Below are 17,385 nucleotides of genomic sequence, written 5' to 3' on the forward strand. Positions count from 1 at the left end.
TTGATTCTGTAAATGTTTTTTGCATAAAAATAAGTTTTAATTTATAAACATGCATTTAGTATGTATACACTGTAACAAGGAAAAATTGTTTTTTCAACCCCTTTATGAAAAAAACTCTGCCAAATTTTCTTGGCAGAGTCATTTTGGGCTATTTTTGATCTTTTTCAAGCTCTCGCAAGACATGAGGAAGCTCTGGAATAATGAGTTTGGTCATGGCTAACCGAACTGCTCCGGTAGAGCCTGGTGTGGCAAAAACGGCTTTTTGGTTAATCACCCCTGCCGTCGCTCTAGATAAGATAGCGGCTGATCCAATATCTTCTGTATAGCTCAGCATGCGAAAAATTTCTCCAAAGCCCGGCAGCTCTTTTGAGAAAAGAGGTGTAATGGATTCAATCGTGACGTCCCTTGTTGCAATACCAGTTCCCCCGTTTAACAAGACGGCATCAATCTTCGCTTCACTTGTTCCTTCTAAGACGGCGTCTTGAATCGCTCCAATGTGATCTTTCACAATATCGTATGCAAGAATAAGATGCCCTTGTTCTTTGAGCAAATCAATCATCAGACGGCCGCTTTTATCTGTTTCTTTTGTCCTTGTATCACTGACGGTAATGACTTTTACATGAAGCCTCGTTTTCGCTTCGCGTTTATGTTCTTGGGCGCTCATCTCTTCACACCGCTCCTTTCATATTGCCTCACATTATAGCATGCTGATTTCAATAGAAAAAAGCCCTTTTCCGCTGAGGAAAAGAGCTTTAAAAGGATGTTACGCTAAACGCATAACGTCTCTTGCAATCATGACTTCTTCGTTCGTTGGAATCACGATGACTTTTACAGGAGAGTGAGGGTAGCTGATGAATGCTTCTTCGCCTCTCATGTTGTTAAGAGATGGATCCCAATATACGCCCATGAATTCTAGACCACGAAGTACACGTGCTCTCACTTCTGAGCTGTTTTCACCGATTCCAGCTGTGAAGATGATGGCATCTACACCATTCATTCTCGCTGCATAAGAACCGATGTATTTATGAATACGGCTTGCAAAAATATCTAGTGCTACTTCTGCACGGTCGTTTCCTTCTTCTGTCGCTTCTTCGATATCACGAAGATCACTTGAAAGACCAGACACACCTAAAAGACCACTCTTCTTATTCAAAGTAGAAAGTACTTCTTCCGCTGTATGTCCTGTTTTCTCCATAATAAATGGAATAAGGGCAGGGTCAATGTTACCTGAACGTGTTCCCATTGCAACACCCGCAAGTGGTGTGAAGCCCATTGACGTATCGATTGATTTTCCGCCTTCAACTGCTGCGATACTTGCACCATTTCCAAGGTGGCAAGAAATCAAACGAAGCTCTTCAAGAGGACGGCCTAGTAGCTCTGCTGCACGCTCTGTTACGAACTTATGGCTTGTCCCGTGGAATCCGTATTTACGAATACCAAAGTTTTTGTAGTAGTCGTACGGAAGGCTGTATAGGTAAGACTGCTCTGGCATTGTTTGGTGGAACGCTGTATCGAACACAGCAATCGCTGGTACGTCAGGCAGAATTTGTTTGAATGCTTTGATTCCTACAACGTTTGCAGGGTTGTGAAGTGGTGCAAGCTCTGAAAGCTGATCAATGTCATTGATGACTTCATCTGTTAAAACAACAGAATCGCTGAATTTTTCTCCGCCGTGAACGACGCGGTGTCCTACGCCATCAATTTCATTAAAGTCTTTGATGATGTTAAATTCAATTAGTTTTTCAAGCAGCATTTTAACCGCTACTGCATGATCTGGAATATCTGTGACTTCTGTTTTCTTTTCTCCATCTACAGAAATCGTGAAGATACTGTTGTCCATTCCGATTCTTTCAACAAGACCTTTTGTTAAAACGGTTTCTTCTGGCATGTCGAACAATTGGAATTTAAGAGATGAGCTTCCTGCGTTGATTGCAATAATTTTGGACATTACTGTCGCTCCTTTTACTCAGTTGTTATATAAGGTTTCACGTTTTTTCGGTGCTATATTCAACCTGTTTGAACGGGTCTTTTATAGTTTAACGATAAGTCCGAAAAATATCTGACTTTTTCATTTAAACATTGAAAACTTTGCATTTCAAGTACACCTTCGAACTGTTACCGCTTACATCAATAAGTCGTTATTTTCTGAATAATAAAATAGCCAGACATCACTCTGGCTATTCTTTCGTTTCTTTTTCTTCTATAAACCATTGGTCTAATTTTCTCATGACGCCAACCATTGCTTCCTTCTGTGAGAAAGAGGGCAGATTGGCAAATAGCATACGTTTCGGTGCTTCGAGCCCCTCTTTTTTCTTTTGCATCACAAATAAGCTTTTGGCATGCTTTTTGTCTTTGAACATAGAGACTGGCAGCTGAATTAACGCATTCATATATGCATGTTCTTTGATGAAATCCTTTAATTGTACGCTTTCTTTTCCTTCAAATAAATCGTTTGGAATGATGAAGAATAAGAAGCCGCCTTCTTTCGTGTAACGAAGACTTTGCTCAATGAATAAATAATGCGCAAAGGAATGACCTTCTTTTGCCTTTAATTCATAGTCTTTAGCGCGCTCATCATTTGGATAATACCCGACAGGAAGACTGCATACAGCAACATCTGCTGGTGAGATAAGAAGCGGCTCAAGGCTGTCCTGGTGGAAAAGCTCTACTTCTTTTTCTTCTAAGTTCGCTTGTGCCCACGCAATTTTAATGAGCACGTCATCAATTTCAGAGGCAAAACCACGTTTTGTTTCTGCTGTTACATTGTTGAGGACCGCAAGCAGTAAATTCCCTGTTCCCGCTGCTGGATCAAAGACAACCAGCTCTTTTTGTCCTTCTAAAAATTTATTGACCAAATAGCTGACAAACAGACCAATTGTATCAGGTGTCATCTGCCGGTTTGGATGTGAAATATCTTTTTGTCCTTTCAGTACGGCGAGCTGAAACGCTTTACGAATCTGCTCATGATCATAAGAGGCGAAATCTGCTTTCTCTATTAAATCTTTTAGTAAACCGTTTCGATCATTTGACTGGAAAAAGGCTTCTCCTGCTTCTGCCAATGCTTCAATATAGGAAATGTTCTGTTCCTTTTTTAAACGAATTGAAGCTGTATCGAGCAGCTCAAAAATCGTACTCACTTGATCTTTCTGCAATGCTTTTCTCTCCTCGCTTTGTTAAAAGCTAGATGTTCTCATTGAAAAGAGCCCCAGTATGAAGCCGGAGCTCTTGTCGATGCTGCTTTTATAACAGTGATTTCGCAGCCTCAATGGCTTTTTCATAATTTGGATGATTGGTTGCTTCGCTTACATACTCAGTGTAAACCACTTTTCCGCTTGGGTCTAATACGAAGACCGCACGCGCCAATAAACGCAATTCTTTCATATATAAACCAAACGCTTCACCAAATGACATATCTCTATGATCAGATAATGTTTCGACATTTTCAATTCCGTTTGCTCCGCACCAGCGTGCTTGTGCAAATGGTAGGTCTGCACTAATGGTATAAATATTGACCGGACCTAAGCCGGCTGCCTCTTCATTGAAACGTCTTGTTTGTGCGTCACACACACCTGTATCAATAGAAGGAATCACTGAGATAATCGTCACTTTTCCTGTTAAATCAGAAAGTGAAACTTCTCCTAGTGAGTTCGTTAATACCGTGAAATCTGGAGCCTGCTCGCCTACTTTCACTTCATTTCCTACAAGCGTTACTGGGCTCCCTTTAAATGTGATCGATGCCAAAACAATTCCTCCCTTATCAAATGTATGGTTCTATCATAGTAGAGAAAGCAAAAAACTGCAAAGCCTAATCGTCCATTTTGAAAAAAAAGTTAACTGCAGGGCAGCTAACTTTTTAAAGGTCTATGTCATCTAGTTTTCGTTCTTTGTGACGATGCTCCCGTTCATCCTTCTTAAACATGTGCTGAAGACGTTCAATTGCTTGAGGAGCAGAATCCAATATTTTATCGAGCAGATGTGTGTGTTCATCCAAATGAAGCATTCTAACGCCATTTGTTCCCACAATTAAAAAGGCGATTGGTGTAATCGATACTCCCCCGCCGCTTCCGCCTCCAAATGGGAGTCTCGGTTCTTTTCGTTCTTGTTCATCAGACCGTTTTTCTTTCTTTTGGTTACCGTTGAATTCACTGCCGCCGGCTGCAAATCCAAAACCAACCTTTGACACAGTGAGAATGACACTGCCGTCAGGGGTTTCGACTGGATCGCCGATGATCGTGTTCACATCAATCATTTCTTTTAAGTTTTCCATCGCTGTCTTCATCAGACCTTGGATTGGATGATCTGCCATTTTCGGGTTCCTCCTTAAACAGATGATTCATTCTTCGTTGCTTGAAGAGAGGCATTTTTTCTCGCCTTTCTCCCTTTTAACCAATGGACAAGTAATCGAATGGCTGCAAGCATAGCATGTCCAATCCGAAAATAAGCTATACATGCAAAGTGTGTCTGTGACACATTGTGCTGAAAAGCGGGAATCACTTCATAGACGGGTTTGTGCTTAAAGGTGAGATGCTCCTGCATACAGGCAAGAAGTGCTCCTTTGACTGACCACACACCGCCGGCTGCTACACCTGTTAAAGCTGCGTCATGAAAACCAATCCATGTGGACCAGTGAAATGAGACGATTTTTATATGAATGAAGAACTTTCGCATGATCCGGTTTAGATCGACAATCTCTTTTGTAATACGCTCCATTTGATGAAGGATTTCCTTTACATCACGTTTTCCCACTTTTTTATGCATGGTTTCTTTTTCTTGATTAGGCGTTTTGGTGCTGGCCATTTTCTTTTCACGAATATCAATCGTTTGATCTTCCGTATTCACTTTCACCATCGGAATGTCTTTCTTCAGTCTGACGATTCCATATAACGTGATGATCTTCACCGCAATATGGTCATTGTCATTTGCATGTGAATAGTCCAGTGAAATGGTCACTTTCATAAAGATCAATAAGATCACAAGGAACAAAAAAGCGGCAATCCAAACGTACAGCACTGTGCTCACTTCCTCCATAACAAATGATGCTTCCTCTACGATTATGGCTCTCCTTCTGGATTTTATACCCAATCACCCAAAAAAAGAGTTTGACCGGTACCCGGCCAAACTCTCTTTGATTATGCGTTTGATTCTGTTTTTTCATATAAATGTTCATGAACAACCACCGTATCTGCAAAGTAGTCATGAACCCCCTGCTTTTTCGGCGTAAACCCAACCACAGCATAGAGAACAAAAAGCGTATTAATATATCGCCCCACAATTTCTCTAAAGAAAATGACATCCCATGGCAGCTTCTTCTCCGGCTGAAGTGAGACGACTTTGATTCCAAACACCATCTTTCCAAGTGTTTGTTGGAAAATCTTCGTCATGATCGCAAAATAAAGCAGAAAGACAATTGTGGTTGTGACGGAAAATGGGGAAAACCAGCCTCCACCTTTTGACCAGCCAAAGAGACTAAAGATTGGAGAAACCGTCAAATGGTTAACACCCCATACGACGAGCCAATCTAGGATAAATGCCCAAAATCTAATCCAGAAACCTGCAAAGGCCTGCGCTTCAATTGAAGTGCGCTTCGCAAGAGTCGGCCTTGATTCTTCCTCTTGGCTGCGACTTTCCGTTACTTCATCGAATGTAGAATCCATCTATGATCCCTCCTTTATTTTGAATAGAGATACATCGGTTTAGACCCATTTGAGCCAGCCAGTGTTTCTTTTAAGTTCAGAAAATCAATTTCGCTTTTAAAGAGCTTGCTTGCACTCATATTGAAAAGAGAGTTCCAGCCAAAGCTTTGTGAATAGCTGATAACCTTTGCTCCTTTTAGGCCTTTTTCATTTTTCTTCATTGCTTTTAGTGCATCTTCATAGTACCCAAGCTCATCCACTAATCCGTTCGATTTCGCCTGTGTTCCGTCATAGACCCGGCCGTCAGCAATTTTCTTGACGTCCTGCTTAGACATGCCGCGTCCTTCTGAGATGACTTTCACAAAACCTTCATAAGAGTTGTCAACCATGCTTTGCATGATGTCGCGCTCATCTTTTGTCATATCACGATTTGGTGACATGATGTCTTTGAATTTTCCACTTTTAATGGTTTCATATTTAATGCCTAAATTATCTGCCAGCTTTGCATAATTCAAACTTTGCATGATGACCCCGAGAGAGCCTGTTAACGTTTCAGGTGAAGCAAAGATTTTTTTCGCTGGAGTGGATACATAATAGCCACCAGAAGCCGCCATTGAACCCATAGAAACATAAATTGGCTTCTTCGCTTTCTTTACTTCTTCTAATTTTTTATGTATTTCAGCACTTTCATAGACACCGCCGCCAGGAGAGTTAACGCGCAGCAAGACACCTTTCACAGACGCATCGTCTTTTGCTTTATCTAATTCTTTTAAGAACGCACGATGATCATATGCTTCCCCGCCTAAAAGGCTGGATGCACCACCGTTATCTTGAATCGTACCATTAATCTCAAGTACAGCAATTTTACTCGCTCCGCTGCCATCCTCTAGTACCTTTTCTTCGATTTCGTCCCCGAATTGATAGCTCATCTTATTATCATTGAAGCTTTCATACAAGGCCGTCGTGATACTAATCACAATCGAAAAGCCGAAAACACCAAGTGCAATGATTAAGGCTACCCATCTTTTCGCATTCATTTCTTTCTCCTCCTTTTTGTCTCACTTCGTTCATACGAATACACACATGAAATGTTTCACAGGAACTGTGGTTTTTTTACATTTCATTTCAACATATGATAGCACCGATGTGAAATGACGATCAACTTTACATCTTCTATCATTTGCTCATCATGACGAAAAATTGGTTATTTTATCCTCTTTCCACATCTAATAGCTCAGATCATCCCCACAACGAAACGCCCAGACCTCTCTATCCTCCAAAATGAGCTATTAAATTATGCTCAAAGTCAGCGTTGTCTAATCACTTACAATGACTCATTTCTCAAATGGAAGCCTCTATCATGATGAAGCGTCTTTCTAATATTTTTACTTTCATATGAAAAAAGTGTAAAATGTGAGCAAGGGTTTTTATGTAAGCCCTTTACTACTCGAAATCTATTTTTGACAACAAAGGGGAGAACGTCAATGACAGACAATCGTCGCAATGTATTTTTCTTTTACAAAAAAGATCATGAATTGGATGGACACATTTCTTCTCTGGAGAAGCTCGCTACCGATCAAGGCTTTCACGTCGTAAAGCGTGCAGAAGATGCCCATATCATTGCTTCAATTGGTGGAGATGGTACATTTCTTCAAGCGGTCCGCAAAACGAACTTCCGGGATGACTGCTTGTATGTAGGGGTATCAAAAACAGAGAATTCGCACCTATACTGCGATTTTTCGTTAGAACATTTTGATAAAATGATTGATGCCATGAACACTGAACAAATTGAAGTGAGAAAATATCCGATCATCGATGTAAGCGTTGACAGTACAAACCAGTTCCATTGTTTAAACGAACTGTCGATCCGCTCTAGCATCATTAAAACATTTGTCATCGATGTGTATATAGATGATTTCCATTTTGAAACCTTTAGAGGCGACGGGATGATTATTTCCACTCCGACCGGTTCAACGGCCTACAATAAATCTGTCAACGGCGCCGTGGTGGATCCGATGCTTCCGTGTATGCAAGTAACCGAGCTGGCATCGCTGAATAACAACTCATACCGTACACTTGGAGCTCCTTTCATTTTAAGCAGTGATCGCAAACTGACACTAAAGGTTGTTCAGGACGGTAACGACCATCCGATTATCGGTCTTGATAACGAAGCGCTAGGTACAAAACATGTCAAACAAATTGACATTGGCCTTTCTGGTAAAGTGATCAAAACGGTCAAATTAAAAGATAACTCCTATTGGGAAAAAGTAAAACGCAGATTCCTTTAATCATTGACAAGCTCCTTTACGGGGCTTTTTTTCATGCTTTTTCATTCAAGGTCATGGTGTCTTTGAAAAGATATGGTATGATGTCACAAGTATACATGTACGAAAAGGAGAACACGATGCCATTACAACATTTTGATCAATATCCATTAAGCGATGAATTGAAACAAGCGCTAGAAGCGCTTCATTTCCATACACCTACACCTGTTCAGCACGAGACATTATCCGTTGCTTTTTCAAAGCAGGACCTCATTGTCAAATCTCAGACAGGCAGTGGCAAAACAGCAGCCTACGGTCTGCCAATTTGTGAAATGGTGGATTGGGCTGAGAATAAACCTCAAGCCCTCATCCTCGTCCCAACAAGAGAACTTGCCATGCAGGTCAAACAGGATCTGACCAGCCTCGGACGATTTAAACGAATCAAAGCGGCCGCCATTTATGGAAAAGCTCCATTTCAAGCACAAAAAATAGAGCTTGCACAAAAGAACCACATTGTGTGCGGAACGCCAGGACGAATATTGGATCACCTCGAAAAAGGGACACTTTCTTTAGACAATCTGTCATTTTTCGTGTTAGATGAAGCAGACGAAATGCTGAACATGGGATTTATTGATCAAGTCTCTTCTATTATTCAGCATCTGCCGCCAAAGCGGATGTCGATGTTATTTTCAGCGACGATGTCTGATGAAATGAAGGATTTGAGTGAGCAGTTTTTACAATCGCCAAAAGTGATAGAGATTGCTCGGGAGGAAACGACGAAGCAGCAAATCACCCACACGTTGATTGAAACCGAGGAAGAAGGCAAGTTTTCATTACTTCAACGAACGATTGTCATTGAAAATCCAGATAGCTGTATCATTTTTTGCAATACGCAGGAGCGAGTGAATGAGCTGACGATGAAGCTAGATGAGTGGGATGTTCCTTGCGATAAGATTCATGGCGGGATGAGGCAGGAAGACCGCTTTGCCGTCATGGATGAATTTAAAAACGGGGAATTCCGTTATTTGATCGCAACAGATATTGCAGCCCGAGGAATTGATGTCAGTGATATGACACATGTCATTCATTACGACTTGCCATATGAAAAAGAACGCTACATTCACCGGACTGGAAGAACTGGCAGAGCGGGTAAAAGCGGAAAAACGATTGCGTTTATGACAAGGCACGGGCAGCCGCTCATTGAAGAATTAAAAGAGGAAGCTGGCATTCATTTTCAAATTCAGCCTTATCCTACAAAAGAAGAAGCAGAACAGCATGTGGCAAGCTTTGAAGAAAAAATTGAAACACCGATTCAAAAGGAAAATAAGCAGGCCGGCATAGAAAAAGATATTATGAAGCTGTATTTTAATGGCGGGAAGAAAAAGAAACTCCGGGCAGTTGATTTCGTTGGAACGATCGCCAAAATAGACGGCGTTGCGTTTGATGACATTGGGATTATTACCATTCAGGAAACGAAAACATATGTAGATATTTTAAATGGCAAAGGCCCTCTTGTGCTAAAAGCCATGCGGCACACAACGATTAAAGGCAAGCAGTTAAAAGTACATGAAGCACGTGCATAAAAAGTGAAGGCTAAGCGCCTTTACTTTTTTTATTTAAAATAAAATAAGCTTACAACCCTTGAACCATCAGCCTTTCCCGCGTCCAACATGACAAATGTCATATTGAATACATGATGGGTGCTACTATGAGCATGACACCTTTCCTTCTATACTTTGAAGTAGAAAGAAACGGAAAGGACTTGAACGTTCATGACGACTTCAACAAACACACAGCAGCAAGCCACTTTAAGAAAACAAGTTGGCCAATTCTCTGGTGCTAATTCGAAAAAAAGTATCATTCAACTCTTTAATACATTCATTCCATTTTTGGGGCTTTGGTTTCTTGCCTATTATAGCCTGAACATCTCCTACCTTTTAACCCTCTTCTTTGCGGTGATTGCAGCTGGTTTTTTAGTACGTGTCTTTATTATTTTTCACGACTGCTGCCATCAATCCTTTTTTAAACAGAAGCCGCTAAATCACCTGTTCGGATTTGTAACGGGCGTACTCACCCTTTTCCCTTATCTTCAATGGCAAAGAGATCATTCAATTCACCATGCCACAAGCAGTAATCTAGACAAACGAGGTACTGGCGACATTTGGCTACTGACAGTCAAAGAATATCAAGAGGCATCAGCTTGGACGAAGTTTCGCTACAGATTTTACCGTAATCCTTTTGTGATGTTTATTTTAGGACCGATCTTTGTTTTTCTCTTAAAAAACCGTTTCAACGTCAAAAATGCTCGTAAAAAAGAGCGCTGGAACACGTATTTCACAAACGTGAGCATCATTGCGCTAGCAACTGCAACGTGTCTTCTTTTTGGCTGGCAGGAGTTCCTGCTTGTCCAAGGTCCAATCTTCCTGATCTCAGGATCAATCGGCGTATGGCTGTTTTACGTGCAGCATACATTTGAAGATTCTTACTTTGAAGCAGATGAACATTGGAATTACGTGCAGGCAGCTGTAGAAGGCAGTTCTTTTTACAAATTGCCAAAACTTCTTCAATGGTTAACAGGCAATATCGGCTATCACCATGTTCATCATTTAAGTCCGAGGGTACCGAATTATCACTTGGAGCATGCACATGATCATAGTGAGCCGCTTCAAAATGTGCCAACCATCACTTTAAAAACAAGTATCGAATCAATGAAATTTAGACTTTGGGATGAAGAAACGAAAGCATTCGTTACCTTTAAAGAAGCACGGCAATCTAAGAAGATGCCCGCACCTGTCATTAAAGGAGACATTCTGAAGAAGAATGCATAATTGGCGCAAGCTCTTTCTTACAATAGAAGGAGCTTGTTGTATTTGCAGGATGCGCTCACCTGTTCAATTTGATAAAGTAGTGAAAAAGACTGAAAAAATGAAAAAGGTGAATCACGGATGAAAAAACAACTGAAAATTCAAAAACTGCATGGGATTTCCCCATATATTTGGGCGATTTTTTTCATCCTGCCCTTTTATTTTATCTTTAAGACCCCTTCGACTTTAGGCATTGTGATCGGCATTATTTTAAACGTCGTCTTTTTTGCGGTCTACCGTTTTGCCTTTGTCTCAAAGGGCTGGTCGTTATATGTATTCGGCCTTGTATTAATCGCCATTTCAACTGGTTATGTGATGCTCTACAGCTACATTTATTTTGCTTTTTGTATCGCCTATTTCAACGGGCATATCAAAAGAAAAGTCCCTTTCTATATCTTATACTATATTCATCTAGGGAGCGCCGCCGTAGCAGTGAACTTTAGCTTGATTTTAAAAAAGGGATGGTTTCTCACACAAATTCCGTTTGTCGTAATTACACTGATCAGCGCCATCCTCCTCCCTCTTAGCATTCGAAGCAGGAAGGAACGTGAACGGCTAGAAGAGAAATTAGAATATGCCAATGAACGGATCGCCGATCTTGTCAAACTTGAAGAAAGACAGCGAATTGCTCGCGATCTGCATGACACACTTGGACAAAAACTCTCTCTCATTGGATTAAAGAGTGACCTTGCCCGTAAACTCGTGTATAAAGACCCTGAACAGGCTCGTGCCGAACTAAAGAGTGTCCAGCAGACAGCTAGAACGTCTCTAAATGAAGTGCGGAAAATTGTTTCTTCCATGAAAGGCATTCGGATCAAAGATGAAATATTGAACATCAAGCAAATCCTTGAAGCCGCGGATATTGACATGATTTATGATGAAAAGGAAGCGCCGAAACACATCTCTCTTCTTAACGAAAACATTGTGAGCATGTGCATCAAAGAGGCCGTGACGAATGTCGTCAAGCATAGCGACGCCACTGTCTGTCAAATCACGATTCATCAAAAGTCAAAGGAAGCTGTCATTACAGTTGAGGATAACGGCACATTTAAAGGCAGTCATCCATCCTCTCAAACGAAGGGACATGGCCTTGCAGGGATTAGAGAAAGATTGGAATTTGCAAATGGACGCCTGCACATTGAGACAAAAAACGGGACGAAGCTGATCATGAGCATTCCAAATGATTCAGCAGCGAAAGATAAGGAGGAAATAAAATGATTAACATCTTTATCGCAGAGGATCAGCAAATGCTGCTCGGTGCTCTTGGATCGCTTCTCGATTTAGAAGACGATATGACGGTTGTTGGAAAAGGCACAAACGGCCAGGACGCCATAGATTTTGCTAAAAAACACCCGGTCGACATTTGTTTAATGGATATTGAGATGCCAGGAAAATCTGGGCTCGATGCCGCTGAAGAACTCAAAAAGTCTGATGTGAAGATCATCATTTTAACTACCTTTGCCCGTTCTGGCTATTTTCAAAGAGCGCTGAAAGCTGGCGTTAGCGGCTACATGCTGAAAGACAGCCCAAGCGAGGATTTGGCAAGTGCCATCCGCAGCGTGATGAAAGGGAAAAAGGTGTACGCCCCTGAATTAATGGAAGACTTGTATAGCGACGAAAATCCTTTAACTGAACGAGAAAAGTCGGTTCTAGAACTCGTCGCAGACGGAAAAAACACAAAAGAAATCGCCAAGGAACTCAGCATAAAAAGCGGCACTGTCCGAAACTACATATCCGTTATTTTAGATAAACTAGAAGTCAAAAACCGAATTGAGGCCATTACTCGTTCCAAAGAAAAAGGCTGGTTTAAATAAGAAAAAAGATCAGGTCATACACTGCCTTGATCTTTTTTTCTTTCTATCCGAATTCCTCTATCCACTGCTAAAATATCATTGACAACAAACCTCACATCTATGGTATGATATCTGAGTGATAATAATTATCATTATCACTCATACAACCAAATACACGGCTTATGTGCCGATTTCAAAGGAGTCTACATTCATGAAGAAAATATTGTTCCCTCTGATGCTCATCTTCGTACTTGCGTTGAGCGCATGTGGCAATAGCAGCAACTCTTCCTCAAATAAGGGAAAAAATCAATCAACGTCAGACACGATTACATATCAATCTGAAAATGGACCTGTGAAGTTGCCAGCAAATCCAAAACGTGTTGTTGTTCTCGCCTCTTATACAGGAAATGTCTTGTCACTTGGTGTGAACCTTGTGGGTGTTGACTCTTGGTCAAAAAAGAATCCACGTTTCAAAAAGAAATTAAAAAATGTGGAAGAAGTATCAGATGAAAATGTGGAAAAAATCATGAAGCTAAAGCCTGATGTCATCATCGGTTTAAGCGGTGCAAAAAATGTAGAAAAACTGAAAAAAATCGCCCCAACTGTTTTATTCACGTATAACAAAGTCGATTACCTTCAGCAGCATATTGAAATTGGAAAAGTCTTAAACAAAGAAAAAGAAGCAGAAGCATGGGTCAAGGATTTCAAAAAACGCGCAGCTGAAACTGGCAAAGAAATCAAAGCAAAAATTGGTGAAGATGCAACCGTATCTGTCTTTGAAAGCGGCACAAAAGACCTTTACGTCTTTGGAGATGCATGGGGTCGCGGAACAGAAATCCTCTACCAAGCAATGAAACTAAAAATGCCTGAAAAAGTAAAAGAAAAAGCATTAAAAGCTGGTTATTATGCGGTATCACAAGAGGTCATCCCTGAATTTGCCGGAGACTATATGATCATTAGCAAAAACAGCGAAATGGACAATTCCTATCAAAACAGTGAAATCTATAAGTCCATTCCTGCTGTGAAAAAACATCGTGTGTATGAAGCAAATGCGGAAGAGTTTTACTTTAATGACCCGCTCACACTTGAATATCAATTATCATTCTTTAAAAAGCACTTTTTAGGTAAATAAACCGAAGCAAGGGATCTCTTCCCTTGCTTTTTTACTGTCTGCTTCTAGCGGGAGTGCCTGTTTTCCGCTACAATGATGTACAAGTAATTCAAAAAGTGTGGTGCTCGTTTTGTTTAAAATTTTGCTGATTGAGGATGATACAACCCTCTTCCAAGAAATCAAAGAACGTTTAGTCAACTGGTCTTATGATGTGTATGGGATCAACAATTTTCAACAGGTCATGCAGGAGTTCACTTCCATCCAGCCTGATTTAGTCATTATTGATATTCAGCTGCCAAAGTATGATGGCTTTCATTGGTGCCGCATGATTCGGCATCATTCTAATGTGCCCATCATCTTTCTTTCCTCTCGTGATCACCCTGCTGATATGGTCATGTCGATGCAGCTTGGAGCTGATGATTTTGTACAAAAGCCCTTTCACTTTGACGTTCTCATCGCCAAAGTAAGTGCTGTTCTTCGCCGAGTCCATGATTACAATGCGGAACCAGCCAACTTAAAAGTCTGGTGCGGCGCTACCCTTGATCTCGAAAATAATACAGTGACAAATGAAAACGGTGAGATTGAATTAACAAAAAATGAGTTTTTTATTCTCAAAGAATTGATTCAGCATAAAAACCATATCGTCAAAAGGGAATCTCTCATCCAAGCTTTATGGGACGATGAACGATTCGTGAGTGACAATACACTCACTGTAAACGTCAACCGCCTTAGAAAAAAACTAGACGAAATCTCCCTTGGCACCTTCATTGAAACAAAGGTGGGTCAAGGTTATCTTGCAAAAGAAAAGGATGATCAATGATGCTGCAAGCATTTCTAAAAGAACGAAGAAGCTGGATCTTGTTCTTTCTTAGTTTGCAGCTTCTCATTCTCTTTGTTGCATATTTGGATACAACGATTCCACTCGCTTCTCTTTTTTATATCGTGCTTTTGTCTACATTACTCTTCATTGTTTTTCTTTTTTTTCGTTACCGGAAAGAAACTGCTTATTACATGCAACTGAAAGAATGGGATGAAAATATAGACCATCAAATGCGTCTCAAACCCTCTTCCCCCTTTGAACAAATTGTACAGGAGGCAGCGTCAGAGCAAATCGACCGATACCGCCAGATGACGGCTAAGCAAAAGACTGCGCTGGAAGAAGAAAAAGATGAACTGCTCTCATGGATACATGAGGTGAAAACGCCGCTCACGGCGATGCACTTAATGATTGACCGCATAACAGAACAGCCGCTCAAATCAAATATGACCTATGAATGGCTTAGAATACATTTACTCCTTGATGCACAGCTGCATCAGAGCAGGATCCAACATATTGAAAATGATTTATTTATTGAAAAACTGGATCTCCAAAACATGCTAACGAAAGAAATCAAAGCGCTCCAATCGTGGTGTATGCAAAAAGGAATTGGCTTTGACCTTTTATTAGAAGAGCGAGATGTATTAAGTGATACAAAATGGTTATCCTTTATGATCAGACAAGTGCTGACAAACGCCGTCAAGTACAGCCAATCATCTGACATTATCATCGAAAGCAAACAAATGAACGAACAAGTGGTGCTCACCATCACAGATCAAGGCAGAGGAATTGACCCAAGAGACGTGTCCCGTATTTTTGAAAAAGGCTTTACCTCCACAAGACATCACAATGACACGGCCTCCACAGGCATGGGGCTCTATTTAACAAAAAAGGGAGCTGACGCTCTTCATATCACGATCGAGGTCAACTCCACATTAGATCAAGGGACAACTTTCACCTTTATTTTTCCGAAAAAGAATGATTTTGTGCATATTGCAAGCATGTGAACATACAGTTCAAGAAACCCAATCTCTTCATCCAACGATGCATTGAAGAGATTGGGTGATTTTATACAGCCATATCACGCTACTTCACGGCATATTTCTCCTAGCTGTTTCCTTCTATAAATACTCATTAGCAGCCCGACTGACATCATTTCTAGAAGAATATGAGATCCCCCATAGCTCATAAAAGGCATGGAAACTCCTGATATAGGCAATAATCCAAAGTTTGTGAAAATACTTAAGATAAATTTTGCTGCAAATGTGGTTGCCAAACCAATCATTAATATTTTGCCATAAGCAGATTGAACTCGTTTCGCTGTATGAACTACTCTATAAATCAAAGTCACAAACAACATAAGAACGGCCAATCCTGCAAACCATCCGAATGAATAAATGATATACGTCAACATCCAATCAGTGTGAACATCATACAATGCGTACGGATTTATTTGAAAACCATTTGAGCTAAATTCATGAAGTGAGTATTGGTAAAAGTGGGCCATATCAGCTTGATACAGAGAAAATAATTGAACAATGAGATAGACAATACCTGCTGCTGTAAACGGAATAAGCTGTCTCATTCTTGCATGAGATACATACATCATCGTTATGCATATGACCATAAAGGTGATGGTTGCAGAAAGAGATCCGACTATATGTAATAAAATAATGGGTAAAGTGACAATCGCTAACCCTAGCCAGGACTTGAAACCATTCTTCCAATTCCAAGATTGATAAATGCCAGCTAACGAAATAATCATCAGAAATGGAAAAATTTCAGTCAGATTGATCGATCCATTATTTAAGCTTAAAAAGAGAATACCGTTCACTCTTGTCCCAATCATCATTGTAAGAATCAGCATTCCAATCGTTCCTATGTATAAATGCCATGAATAGGGTAAAAAGCGCCGATAATCAAAAGCAAACAGTCCAAGCATCAACGCAAGACCAAATACATAGTAAATGAGACTTTTATAAAAGATATTCGTGTCTTGAAAATGAAGTAAATGAGAATGAAACTGAAAATAATACATTACAAACAGCCCAAATAAACAAGTAGCTAATACAAGAAGTATCGTTTTAAAGTCAACTTGAGTTTTGTGTGTTTCATGAAGCTGCATTCCGAGTATGGCTGCATCTCCAATTTGATCGAGCGCTTGATCTACCGCCTCTTCTTCTGACATGCCCGCACTGACCGCTTCCTCTTTCAGCGTGTATAAATGATCACGAAGCTCAAGCTTTATACTTGCATGTACGTCTTTATTTTTGATTCGTTTACACACATTTTTGATATATTGTTCAAACTTTTTCTCTAGTCCCATACGACTTTCTCCCCGTTCAAAACGCCATCTACTGCATCTTTAAACACAGTCCATTCTTCTTTCTTTTCCTTCATAAACGCTTTGCCCTGTTCATTAATCCGATAATACTTCCTTTTTCGATTGCCATTCCCTTCACCCCAGTAAGACACAATGAATCCTTTCCCCTCCAAAGTGTGCAAAATAGGATATATCGTCCCCTCTTTAAAGCTAAAAATCCCTTCGGATTTCGACTCCAATTCCTTAATCATTTCATATCCATACATCGGCTTTTCATTTAACAAGCTTAAAATAAGGGTAGCTGTACTCCCCTTTAGAAGCTCTTTACTCACTTTCATCCATCGTCACCTCTAATACATAGATTTACTATGCATATATTTGATATGCATATCTTACATGAAATCAAATACTCTGTAAAGGTTCATCAGAAAAAAACAAGAAATTTGATACATCATAGCGAAAAACAGATAAAATAATTGAATAACAATCTGAATTCTACATAAGGCTTTGACATATCAAACAAGCATGTGACAACAATGTCACATGCTCGTCTGTTTTGTTCGCCAAATCGCAGGAAGTC

At 40.3% G+C, this 17,385-nt stretch carries 18 protein-coding genes; 8 read left to right on the plus strand and 10 right to left on the minus strand.

The genetic code is table 11. From position 1 onward, the window contains the following. Nucleotides 1–148: 148 nt before the first annotated feature. The 8 genes from NST01_RS13285 to sppA all read right to left on the minus strand — a co-directional run bounded on the left by NST01_RS13285 (nucleotide 149) and on the right by sppA (nucleotide 6,670). Nucleotides 149–664, minus strand: a complete 516-nt coding sequence (locus NST01_RS13285) for a MogA/MoaB family molybdenum cofactor biosynthesis protein (protein WP_025207781.1) — start codon at nucleotides 662–664, stop codon at nucleotides 149–151. Nucleotides 665–763: 99 nt separating this feature from the next. Continuing rightward, nucleotides 764–1,948, minus strand: coding sequence for an acetate kinase (locus tag NST01_RS13290; RefSeq protein ID WP_007501728.1), 1,185 nt, complete (start codon nucleotides 1,946–1,948; stop codon nucleotides 764–766). 229 nt (nucleotides 1,949–2,177) lie between these two features. After that, nucleotides 2,178–3,152: a class I SAM-dependent methyltransferase gene (locus tag NST01_RS13295; protein WP_008343142.1), complete on the minus strand. Its 975-nt coding sequence runs from the start codon at nucleotides 3,150–3,152 to the stop codon at nucleotides 2,178–2,180. A gap of 88 nt (nucleotides 3,153–3,240) precedes the next feature. Continuing rightward, the gene (gene tpx / locus NST01_RS13300) at nucleotides 3,241–3,741 is read right to left on the minus strand and encodes a thiol peroxidase (RefSeq protein WP_007501731.1); all 501 of its coding nucleotides are present in this window, start codon (nucleotides 3,739–3,741) and stop codon (nucleotides 3,241–3,243) included. Between the two features lie 112 nt (nucleotides 3,742–3,853). Beyond that, a complete protein-coding gene (gene ytfJ / locus NST01_RS13305; protein ID WP_007501733.1) occupies nucleotides 3,854–4,306 on the minus strand; it encodes a GerW family sporulation protein in 453 nt (150 codons plus the stop codon). Between the two features lie 14 nt (nucleotides 4,307–4,320). Next, the gene (locus NST01_RS13310) at nucleotides 4,321–5,028 is read right to left on the minus strand and encodes a DUF2953 domain-containing protein (protein WP_341041987.1); all 708 of its coding nucleotides are present in this window, start codon (nucleotides 5,026–5,028) and stop codon (nucleotides 4,321–4,323) included. 101 nt (nucleotides 5,029–5,129) lie between these two features. Next, complete coding sequence (locus NST01_RS13315) at nucleotides 5,130–5,654, minus strand: RDD family protein (RefSeq protein WP_048001848.1); 525 nt, start codon at nucleotides 5,652–5,654, stop codon at nucleotides 5,130–5,132. A 14-nt stretch (nucleotides 5,655–5,668) separates the two neighbouring features. Beyond that, a complete protein-coding gene (sppA, locus tag NST01_RS13320) occupies nucleotides 5,669–6,670 on the minus strand; it encodes a signal peptide peptidase SppA (RefSeq protein WP_041092550.1) in 1,002 nt (333 codons plus the stop codon). Nucleotides 6,671–7,117: 447 nt separating this feature from the next. Here sppA and NST01_RS13325 point away from each other — a divergent pair, with 447 nt between their 5' ends. The 8 genes from NST01_RS13325 to NST01_RS13360 all read left to right on the plus strand — a co-directional run bounded on the left by NST01_RS13325 (nucleotide 7,118) and on the right by NST01_RS13360 (nucleotide 15,489). Beyond that, nucleotides 7,118–7,921, plus strand: coding sequence for an NAD kinase (locus NST01_RS13325; protein WP_008343132.1), 804 nt, complete (start codon nucleotides 7,118–7,120; stop codon nucleotides 7,919–7,921). A gap of 116 nt (nucleotides 7,922–8,037) precedes the next feature. Next, a complete protein-coding gene (locus tag NST01_RS13330) occupies nucleotides 8,038–9,480 on the plus strand; it encodes a DEAD/DEAH box helicase (protein WP_017367842.1) in 1,443 nt (480 codons plus the stop codon). Between the two features lie 189 nt (nucleotides 9,481–9,669). Next, nucleotides 9,670–10,725: a fatty acid desaturase gene (locus NST01_RS13335; protein WP_007501745.1), complete on the plus strand. Its 1,056-nt coding sequence runs from the start codon at nucleotides 9,670–9,672 to the stop codon at nucleotides 10,723–10,725. A 117-nt stretch (nucleotides 10,726–10,842) separates the two neighbouring features. Continuing rightward, nucleotides 10,843–11,979, plus strand: a complete 1,137-nt coding sequence (locus tag NST01_RS13340; protein WP_035391140.1) for a sensor histidine kinase — start codon at nucleotides 10,843–10,845, stop codon at nucleotides 11,977–11,979. After that, the gene (locus NST01_RS13345; RefSeq protein ID WP_035391139.1) at nucleotides 11,976–12,575 is read left to right on the plus strand and encodes a response regulator transcription factor; all 600 of its coding nucleotides are present in this window, start codon (nucleotides 11,976–11,978) and stop codon (nucleotides 12,573–12,575) included. The genes NST01_RS13340 and NST01_RS13345 overlap by 4 nt, the downstream gene beginning before the upstream one ends. Before the next feature lie 190 nt (nucleotides 12,576–12,765). After that, nucleotides 12,766–13,686 (plus strand): iron-hydroxamate ABC transporter substrate-binding protein, encoded by a 921-nt coding sequence (locus tag NST01_RS13350; RefSeq protein ID WP_098680633.1) that lies wholly within the window; start codon nucleotides 12,766–12,768, stop codon nucleotides 13,684–13,686. A gap of 109 nt (nucleotides 13,687–13,795) precedes the next feature. Next, nucleotides 13,796–14,485: a response regulator transcription factor gene (locus tag NST01_RS13355; RefSeq protein WP_017358287.1), complete on the plus strand. Its 690-nt coding sequence runs from the start codon at nucleotides 13,796–13,798 to the stop codon at nucleotides 14,483–14,485. Then, entirely contained in the window at nucleotides 14,485–15,489 is a 1,005-nt protein-coding gene (locus NST01_RS13360) for a sensor histidine kinase (RefSeq protein ID WP_019743716.1), read from the plus strand. Before NST01_RS13355 ends, NST01_RS13360 begins: the two co-directional genes overlap by 1 nt. A 74-nt stretch (nucleotides 15,490–15,563) precedes the next feature. Here the strand turns inward: NST01_RS13360 and NST01_RS13365 are convergent, their stop codons facing one another. Both NST01_RS13365 and NST01_RS13370 read right to left on the minus strand, forming a co-directional pair. Then, nucleotides 15,564–16,808, minus strand: a complete 1,245-nt coding sequence (locus NST01_RS13365) for an FtsW/RodA/SpoVE family cell cycle protein (protein WP_046344207.1) — start codon at nucleotides 16,806–16,808, stop codon at nucleotides 15,564–15,566. Continuing rightward, on the minus strand, nucleotides 16,799–17,143 hold the full coding sequence (locus NST01_RS13370; protein ID WP_035391131.1) for a PadR family transcriptional regulator: 345 nt from the start codon (nucleotides 17,141–17,143) through the stop codon (nucleotides 16,799–16,801). Before NST01_RS13370 ends, NST01_RS13365 begins: the two co-directional genes overlap by 10 nt. Nucleotides 17,144–17,385 lie beyond the last annotated feature (242 nt).

Origin of the sequence: Bacillus sp. FSL R7-0166 (assembly GCF_038008935.1) — a bacterium.
GTDB lineage: Bacteria > Bacillota > Bacilli > Bacillales > Bacillaceae > Bacillus > Bacillus altitudinis.

What these genes read in the sequence shown, in the direction of transcription:
- NST01_RS13345 (WP_035391139.1), top strand. Translation starts at nt 11,976, where the DNA reads ATGATTAACATCTTTATCGCAGAGGATCAGCAAATGCTGCTCGGTGCT.
- NST01_RS13360 (WP_019743716.1), top strand. Translation starts at nt 14,485, where the DNA reads ATGCTGCAAGCATTTCTAAAAGAACGAAGAAGCTGGATCTTGTTCTTT.
- ytfJ (WP_007501733.1), bottom strand. Translation starts at nt 4,306, where the DNA reads ATGGCAGATCATCCAATCCAAGGTCTGATGAAGACAGCGATGGAAAAC.
- NST01_RS13350 (WP_098680633.1), top strand. Translation starts at nt 12,766, where the DNA reads ATGAAGAAAATATTGTTCCCTCTGATGCTCATCTTCGTACTTGCGTTG.
- NST01_RS13290 (WP_007501728.1), bottom strand. Translation starts at nt 1,948, where the DNA reads ATGTCCAAAATTATTGCAATCAACGCAGGAAGCTCATCTCTTAAATTC.
- NST01_RS13335 (WP_007501745.1), top strand. Translation starts at nt 9,670, where the DNA reads ATGACGACTTCAACAAACACACAGCAGCAAGCCACTTTAAGAAAACAA.
- sppA (WP_041092550.1), bottom strand. Translation starts at nt 6,670, where the DNA reads ATGAATGCGAAAAGATGGGTAGCCTTAATCATTGCACTTGGTGTTTTC.
- NST01_RS13310 (WP_341041987.1), bottom strand. Translation starts at nt 5,028, where the DNA reads ATGGAGGAAGTGAGCACAGTGCTGTACGTTTGGATTGCCGCTTTTTTG.
- NST01_RS13285 (WP_025207781.1), bottom strand. Translation starts at nt 664, where the DNA reads ATGAGCGCCCAAGAACATAAACGCGAAGCGAAAACGAGGCTTCATGTA.
- NST01_RS13340 (WP_035391140.1), top strand. Translation starts at nt 10,843, where the DNA reads ATGAAAAAACAACTGAAAATTCAAAAACTGCATGGGATTTCCCCATAT.
- NST01_RS13325 (WP_008343132.1), top strand. Translation starts at nt 7,118, where the DNA reads ATGACAGACAATCGTCGCAATGTATTTTTCTTTTACAAAAAAGATCAT.
- NST01_RS13330 (WP_017367842.1), top strand. Translation starts at nt 8,038, where the DNA reads ATGCCATTACAACATTTTGATCAATATCCATTAAGCGATGAATTGAAA.
- NST01_RS13365 (WP_046344207.1), bottom strand. Translation starts at nt 16,808, where the DNA reads ATGGGACTAGAGAAAAAGTTTGAACAATATATCAAAAATGTGTGTAAA.
- NST01_RS13315 (WP_048001848.1), bottom strand. Translation starts at nt 5,654, where the DNA reads ATGGATTCTACATTCGATGAAGTAACGGAAAGTCGCAGCCAAGAGGAA.
- NST01_RS13370 (WP_035391131.1), bottom strand. Translation starts at nt 17,143, where the DNA reads ATGAAAGTGAGTAAAGAGCTTCTAAAGGGGAGTACAGCTACCCTTATT.